Origin of the sequence: Mycobacterium sp. E2238 (genome assembly GCF_001672665.1) — a bacterium.
In the GTDB taxonomy this organism is placed as follows: Bacteria; Actinomycetota; Actinomycetes; order Mycobacteriales; family Mycobacteriaceae; genus Mycobacterium.
The window spans coordinates 21,995-28,715 of sequence record NZ_LZKF01000080.1; the positions used below are offsets into that span (position 1 = coordinate 21,995).

At 66.8% G+C, this 6,721-nt stretch carries 9 protein-coding genes; 5 read left to right on the forward strand and 4 right to left on the reverse strand.

What is annotated here, in order from left to right; genetic code table 11:
* Positions 1-6: 6 nt before the first annotated feature.
* A complete protein-coding gene (locus tag A5711_RS06650; RefSeq protein ID WP_067944831.1) occupies positions 7-846 on the reverse strand; it encodes a glucose 1-dehydrogenase in 840 nt (279 codons plus the stop codon).
* Positions 847-878: 32 nt separating this feature from the next.
* Positions 879-1,055 (reverse strand): hypothetical protein, encoded by a 177-nt coding sequence (locus tag A5711_RS27165; protein WP_197500934.1) that lies wholly within the window; start codon positions 1,053-1,055, stop codon positions 879-881.
* A 297-nt stretch (positions 1,056-1,352) separates the two neighbouring features.
* On the opposite strand from A5711_RS27165, the gene A5711_RS06655 reads away from it, so the two are divergent.
* Both A5711_RS06655 and A5711_RS06660 read left to right on the forward strand, forming a co-directional pair.
* Positions 1,353-1,907, forward strand: coding sequence for an MPT63 family protein (locus tag A5711_RS06655; RefSeq protein WP_067944832.1), 555 nt, complete (start codon positions 1,353-1,355; stop codon positions 1,905-1,907).
* Positions 1,908-1,979: 72 nt separating this feature from the next.
* On the forward strand, positions 1,980-2,945 hold the full coding sequence (locus tag A5711_RS06660) for a lysophospholipid acyltransferase family protein (RefSeq protein WP_067944833.1): 966 nt from the start codon (positions 1,980-1,982) through the stop codon (positions 2,943-2,945).
* A 47-nt stretch (positions 2,946-2,992) separates the two neighbouring features.
* On the opposite strand, the gene A5711_RS06665 is transcribed toward A5711_RS06660, so the two are convergent.
* The gene (locus A5711_RS06665) at positions 2,993-3,730 is read right to left on the reverse strand and encodes a response regulator transcription factor (protein ID WP_067944834.1); all 738 of its coding nucleotides are present in this window, start codon (positions 3,728-3,730) and stop codon (positions 2,993-2,995) included.
* Positions 3,731-3,951: 221 nt separating this feature from the next.
* On the reverse strand, positions 3,952-4,188 hold the full coding sequence (locus A5711_RS06670) for a CsbD family protein (RefSeq protein WP_067212426.1): 237 nt from the start codon (positions 4,186-4,188) through the stop codon (positions 3,952-3,954).
* Positions 4,189-4,542: 354 nt separating this feature from the next.
* On the opposite strand from A5711_RS06670, the gene pyrH reads away from it, so the two are divergent.
* The 3 genes from pyrH to A5711_RS06685 all read left to right on the forward strand — a co-directional run.
* Entirely contained in the window at positions 4,543-5,334 is a 792-nt protein-coding gene (gene pyrH, locus A5711_RS06675) for a UMP kinase (protein ID WP_067944835.1), read from the forward strand.
* 15 nt (positions 5,335-5,349) lie between these two features.
* The gene (gene frr / locus A5711_RS06680) at positions 5,350-5,907 is read left to right on the forward strand and encodes a ribosome recycling factor (RefSeq protein WP_046186785.1); all 558 of its coding nucleotides are present in this window, start codon (positions 5,350-5,352) and stop codon (positions 5,905-5,907) included.
* Between the two features lie 32 nt (positions 5,908-5,939).
* Positions 5,940-6,721 (forward strand): phosphatidate cytidylyltransferase (locus A5711_RS06685; RefSeq protein WP_369829922.1); only part of this gene is annotated, 782 nt, incomplete at its 3' end.

The window sequence follows — 6,721 nt, forward strand, 5'->3', positions numbered from 1 at the left end:
GTGGCGTTAGAGAATTGGCCGGCCCCCGGTGACGGCCACCCGTGCGCCGGAGATGTAACTCGCGTCGTCGGAGGCCAACAGCACGTAGATGGGTGCGAGTTCGGCGGGCTGGCCCGCACGCCCGAGCGGCGTGTTGTCGCCGAATGACTCCACGCTGTCCGGGGGCATGGTCGAGGGGATCAGCGGCGTCCAGATCGGGCCGGGCGCGACGCTGTTCACCCGAATCCCCTTCTCTCCCAGCAACTGAGCAAGGCTGGCCGAGAAATTGGCGATCGCGGCTTTGGTGGCGGCGTAGGGCGCCAGCGTCGGATTGGGCGTGTCGGAGTTGACCGACGAACTGCCGATGATCGACGACCCCGCGTTCATGTGCGGCACGGCCGCCTTGGTCAGATAAAAGTAAGCGCCGACATTGAGCCTGAACGTGTAATCCCATTCCTCGTCGCTGATTTCGTCAAGGCTCTTGTGCATCATCTGGTATGCGGCATTGTTGACGAGGATGTCGATGCCGCCGAATTCCTCGACGGCGCGGTCGACGACGGCGCGGCAATGGGCAGCGTCGGAAAGGTCGCCGGATACCAGCACGCATTTGCGCCCGGCGTCTTCCACGTAGCGTGCGACGTCTCGGGCGTCGTCGTCCTCATTGAGGTAGGAGATCAGCACGTCGGCGCCTTCGCGGGCGAAAGCGATAGCGACCGCGCGGCCGATGCCGCTATCACCCCCGGTGACGATCGCCCTTTTCCCGGTGAGCTTTCCCGAGCCCTGGTAAGTGTTTTCGCCGCAGTCGGGCGCCGGGTCCATCCGGCCCTGGACGCCCGGGGCGGTTTGTTGCTGAGGCGCAAAGCCCATGAGATTCCTCAATTCGTGGTCGAAAGGCCGACTTATGGTTCGCGTGTCTCCGGACGGGCCGTGGGGACGTCGGGGTCGTCGTCGGCCGGCGGTTCGGGATCGCGCCATTCCTCGGCGCGACTGGACCGGTTACCGCGCAGCGTGCCGTCCAATTCGTGCTTGAGTTCGTCGTCCTCGCGCGGGCTGTGCTTAGAGCTTCCGCGTTCCATCGACGGCCCCTCTCGTATCGTCGGATTCTCCCGCTCCGACTACCCGCCACGGCCGGGGCTAATCCGGCCGCCCCCAGCGTCGGCGTCCGAGTCATTCGACGTGAATAGCGATACGGATGTTAAGAAGTGTTGCGAAAGTTGCTGTCCGGCAAAACAACAACGTTTCGCCAGGTAGTGGATTGAAAATTGCGAATAAAGCGGGCGCACATGTTTAAAGCGGACAGCGAGGGGCTATTTGCGGCCTATGTGCGTATTGCCCTTCCGGGGGGCGATTGTTCGACACGAAAGGAATGAGCAATGAAGGTCACCAGGACCGCCATAAAGACAGCTGCGGCTGCCGGGGGGATTGCGGCGAGCATTTTCGCGGCGGCGCCCGCTTTCGCCTCGCCGCCGCCCAACATTCAGGGCTTCGGCACCAGCGAAAAACTGGTCGATGGGCCGCTGGTCACCGATTACACGGTGAGCAACCTGCAGCCGAGTAACGTCACGATCCCCGGCTACACGCCCAAGGGAACGCTCTATCAGGCGGACGTCACCGCCCGCTCGGACGGCGGGGTCGTGACCCCGATGGTCAACGACTTCATCGCGCGTGGGCCCAACGGCCAGAACTACCGGGTGATCGACAAGGTGGGGGCCCCCAATGGCCTCAACCCCGCGCCGATCCCGCAGGGTAGCGAGTCGACCGGAACGCTGTACTTCGACGTGACGGGCGCGCCGCCCAACGGCGTGGTCTACAACGACGGAATGCAAGACGTCCTGATGTGGACGTCGAACGTGCCGAGCAGCGCGGCGCCGGGCGCGCCGAGCCCGAGCCCGGCACCGGGTGCACCGCCGGCCCCGGCCCACACCTAATCCGGCTTGCGGGTATCTCCCCGTGTCGCATGCGACGCGGGGAGTTCCGCTTTTGCGGCCGGGTGTTGCGTCATGCGGGAACGAATCGGGTACACCGTACCCATGAGTAACCCGGATCACAGGCCAGCCGAAGTACGCGAACAGGCGCAACGGAACGCCGAGCGGGCGCGGGCGGCGATGGAGGATAGGCGCAGCGGCCAGGGCGGCGGATTGAGCGGCTGGGTCGCCGAGCGCGCCGGCAGGTGGGACCTCAGCGGCCAGGACGAGACCACCCTACAGCGGCAGAAGTATCTGTGGAATGTGCTGGTGGACTACTGGTTTCGCATGGAGGTCGATGGCTGGGAAAACATTCCGGAGCCGCCGGTTCTGCTGGTGGGGATCCACTCCGGCGCTCCCTTCGTCTGGGATGCCTGGACGGTCGGTCTGCAATGGTGGCGGCGTTTCGGGCAGGAACGTCCACTGCACGGCACGGCCCATGACGCGTTGATGGCGATTCCGGTGATCGGCCGGTACTTCCGGTCGATGGGTGTGCTTCCGGCCGCCCCGGACGCCATCGCCACCGCGCTGGCCGAAGGGCGCGACGTCGCGCTGTGGCCGGGTGGGGAAGTGGACTCCCTGCGCCCGTGGATCGAGCGCGACCAGGCCAACCTGGCGGGCCGAAAGGGCTTCGTGAAGATGGCGATTCGGGCCGGCGTGCCCGTCGTGCCGATGGCGACGGTGGGCGGTGCCGACGCCATGCCCGTACTGATCCGGGGTGACAAGCTGTCGAAGGCCTTGCGGCTGGACCGCGTGCTGCGGCTCAAAGTGTTCCCCTTGGCGATCTCGCTGCCGTGGGGGATCGCACCGGCGGCGCTTCCGCAGCTGCCGCTACCGGCCAAGATCAGAACCCGGTTCATGCCCGCCGTGGAGCTTGACCACGATCCGGCCCGGGCGGAGGACGAAGCGTACGTCGACCGCAAGTACAGCGAGATCCAGGACGCCATCCAGGACGGCATGGACGCGCTCGCGCGCAAGCGCGCCTTCCCGCTCTTCGGCTGACCTATCCCTGAAGTCCTTCTCGGACAGGGCGATTCGGGCTCACTGTCTCACTGCGCGACCGGATCCCAGGCGGAGTCCGTCGGCGCGAGTGTCAGCGTCGGCTCGCTGACGATCCATTCCGGCTGGGGTGGGGTCTTGGCCATATAGCCGACGCCTCGGACGGTGTTCACCATCGATTGATGTCGGGGCCCGAGCTTGGCGCGCAGCCGGCGGACGTGGACGTCCACCGAACGGACCCGGCCGTTGCTGTCATAGCCCCACGCCTCGTGCATCAGGCGGGTCCGGGTGAATGGCCGACCGGCGTGCTGCACAAGGAAACTCAGCAGTTTGAACTCGGTCAGCGTCAGACCCAGGTCCTTGCCTTCCAGCGACCCGGTGAGACTGGTCGGATGTAAGAGCAGGGCGCCGAACCGCAAACAGCCGTTGATTGCGCTGCGCCGCAACGCAATCGCCCGCCGCAGCCGCTCCTGCAGCTCGTCGGGGTCGGTTCCCGGGGGCATGACATCGTCGACGTTCCAGTCCACGTCTGGCGGTACATCGTCGGCCGGCGCCGCGAGCGCCACCACCGCGGTGGCGGGGGCATCAGCGGTCAGGCGCCGGCAGGCCGCCGCCGCCGCCGCGAGGTTGCCGCGAGCGTCGACGATGGCGACGTCGCCGACATCGGCCGGCCCTTGGCCGTCACTCGTAAGGGGCGCGCGCCGCATGATTCGCGCGAACGAAGTCAGGGGTGGCAGGGCGCGCTCGAAGTCGTCCGCGTCGGTGAGCAGTAAAACGTCCAACGACATCTCCCGAAAAGGTGGGTCCGCTGTTATCCCCGGCCCGTCGGCATCTCCTGGCGAGATGTCAGCCAGCGCAGCGGTGAGTACCCACTCGCGGCAAAACTATGCAACCGATTGTGTGGCGCCCGCGGGCCGCGTCGGCCCGGCTAGCCGGGCGCGAGCGCCTGACCCAGAAAAGTCGATGGGCCCGGTCCGTTTTCACAGACCGGACCCATCCTCCCAGCGAGCTACTGATTGGCCTTTTGGCGCTGCTCAGCGGCCTCGGCGCCGCCGCGGGCCGCCTCGGCCTCGGCTTCCTTCTTCGCCGCGTCGCGCTGTGCCTCCGCCTTGTCCTGCTGGGCCTGGCCCTCGCGGGTGAGGTCGTCTTGACCCGTCACCGCACCAACGGCCTCCTTCGCCTTGCCCTTGACGTCCTCGACGACGCCCTTGACGGCTTCAGCAGGTCCCGAGTTGTTGTCCGCCATGGATCAGTTCCTCCTTGTAGGCGTACCTGAGCGATTCGCGCTCAACACCGATCGCCGACGCGATCGGTCCGGTCATACGGCGAGGTGAGTCCTTGTTTCTCAAGACCGTGAATTCCCGCCGCGATGGTCCGGATTCCCCACGACGGTCATCGCTCAAACATCCGTGGCGATAACCCGCCGACGCGCGGCGCCGCCCGCGCGTCACCTGGGCCGATCGCGGCGAAATGTCGTCCGCTTCGCCAACTCTGCGCATAACGCACCCCACCGGGGCCGGCTTGTGCTGCGATGAGGCAGGATGTGAAATGCCGTTCCGGAGGAGTTAACCCGGGATGGCACTCTCATGCGAGGAGCCTGATGACGGAGTCCAGGGAGCCCCAAGCCGCCGGCGCGGCGGCCCCGAAGCCGGAAAATGGATCAGCTGCCGGGCAGCCGCGGACGCGGCCCAAGTACTCCAGGGTGTTGCTCAAGCTTGGCGGCGAGATGTTCGGCGGTGGCCAGGTCGGGCTGGACCCCGATGTCGTGGCGCGGGTCGCCCGCCAGATCGCCGAGGTGGTTCGCGACGGTGTCCAAGTCGCGGTCGTGATCGGTGGCGGCAACTTCTTCCGCGGCGCGCAATTGCAGCAGCGCGGCATGGAACGCACCCGCTCGGACTACATGGGCATGCTCGGCACGGTGATGAACAGCCTGGCGCTGCAAGACTTCCTGGAAAAGGAAGGCATCGTCACGCGCGTCCAAACGGCGATCACCATGGGGCAGGTCGCCGAGCCGTATCTGCCGTTGCGCGCCGTCCGTCACCTCGAGAAGGGCCGGGTGGTGATCTTCGGGGCCGGCATGGGGTTGCCCTACTTCTCCACTGACACCACGGCCGCGCAGCGGGCACTGGAGATCGGGGCGGAAGTGGTCTTGATGGCCAAGGCGGTCGACGGGGTGTTCTCAGCGGACCCGCGGCAGAATCCGCACGCCGAGCTGATCGCCGCGATCAGCCATCGCGAGGTCATCGACCGGGGGCTTCGAGTGGCCGACGCCACGGCGTTCAGCCTGTGCATGGACAATGGCATGCCGATCCTGGTGTTCAACCTGCTGACCAATGGGAATATCGCCCGCGCGGTCGCCGGTGAGAAAATCGGGACACTGGTCACCACCTGAGGGGAAGAGCGAACGATGATTGACGAGGCTCTCTTCGACGCCGAAGAGAAAATGGAGAAGGCCGTAGCGGTGGCCCGCGACGACTTGTCAACCATCCGGACCGGCCGCGCCAACCCCGGCATGTTCTCCCGGATTGTCATCGACTACTACGGCGCCACCACCCCGATCACGCAATTGGCCAGCATCAACGTGCCCGAGGCGCGGCTCGTCGTGATCAAGCCGTACGAGACCGGTCAGCTCGGCGCGATCGAGACGGCGATCCGCAACTCCGATCTGGGCGTCAACCCGACCAACGACGGCACCCTCATCCGGGTGGCGGTGCCGCAACTCACCGAGGAGCGGCGTCGGGAGCTGGTCAAACAGGCCAAGGGCAAAGGGGAAGACGCCAAGGTGTCGGTGCGCAACATCCGCCGCAAGGCGATGGAAGAGCTACACCGCATCCGCAAGGACGGCGAGGCCGGTGAGGACGAGGTCGGGCGGGCGGAAAAAGACCTCGACAAGACCACGCACCAGTACATCACCCAGATCGAAGACCTGGTCAAGCACAAAGAAGGCGAGCTGCTGGAGGTCTAGCGGCCGCTCAGCAGCTAAGTTCACCCAGGTCCGTGGCAACCACCGGCGCAGCCAGCCCGCCCGACGAGCCGGGGCATGAGGGCAAGAAGGTCATGCCGCAGCCGGCCAAGAAGACGTCCCGCGCGGGACGCGACCTGCGCGCCGCCATCGCGGTGGGCGCCGGCATCGGCGGCGTGCTCATCGTGACGCTGATCTTCGCGCCCCGCTTCTGGGTCCCCATCGTCGCGCTGGCGATCATGGTCGCGACCCATGAGGTGGTGCGACGGCTGCGCGAGGCCGGGTACGTCATCCCGCTCATCCCGCTGCTGATCGGCGGTCAGGTGACGGTCTGGCTGACGTGGCCGTTTCACGCCGCCGGCGCCCTGGCCGGCTTCGGCGGCACCGTGGTGGTGTGCAACGTCTGGCGGCTGTTCATGCAGGACAACAGCAAGCGGCCCGAGCCGTTCGCCGGGTCTCCGTCGGCCAACTACCTGCGTGACGCGTCGGCGACGGTGTTCCTGGCCGCTTGGGTGCCCCTGTTCGCGTCCTTCGGCGCCCTGCTGGTGTACCCGAAGGACGGCGCGGGCCGGGTGTTCTGCCTGATGGTCACCGTGGTCGCCTCCGACGTGGGCGGCTACGCGGTCGGCGTGCTGCTCGGCAAGCACCCGATGGTTCCGGCCATCAGCCCGAAGAAGTCGTGGGAGGGGTTCGCCGGTTCGCTCTTCTTCGGGATCACCGCGGCCGTCCTGACGGCGACGTTCCTGGCCGGCAAACCGCCCTGGATCGGGGCGCTGCTGGGGGTGATCCTGGTGCTCACGTGCACGCTCGGCGATCT

Coding starts and splice junctions, on each gene's coding strand:
- pyrH (WP_067944835.1), top strand. CDS start 4,543: ATGACGGAGTCCAGGGAGCCCCAAGCCGCCGGCGCGGCGGCCCCGAAG.
- A5711_RS06670 (WP_067212426.1), bottom strand. CDS start 4,188: ATGGCGGACAACAACTCGGGACCTGCTGAAGCCGTCAAGGGCGTCGTC.
- A5711_RS06650 (WP_067944831.1), bottom strand. CDS start 846: ATGGGCTTTGCGCCTCAGCAACAAACCGCCCCGGGCGTCCAGGGCCGG.
- A5711_RS06665 (WP_067944834.1), bottom strand. CDS start 3,730: ATGTCGTTGGACGTTTTACTGCTCACCGACGCGGACGACTTCGAGCGC.
- A5711_RS27165 (WP_197500934.1), bottom strand. CDS start 1,055: ATGGAACGCGGAAGCTCTAAGCACAGCCCGCGCGAGGACGACGAACTC.
- A5711_RS06660 (WP_067944833.1), top strand. CDS start 1,980: ATGCGGGAACGAATCGGGTACACCGTACCCATGAGTAACCCGGATCAC.
- frr (WP_046186785.1), top strand. CDS start 5,350: ATGATTGACGAGGCTCTCTTCGACGCCGAAGAGAAAATGGAGAAGGCC.
- A5711_RS06655 (WP_067944832.1), top strand. CDS start 1,353: ATGAAGGTCACCAGGACCGCCATAAAGACAGCTGCGGCTGCCGGGGGG.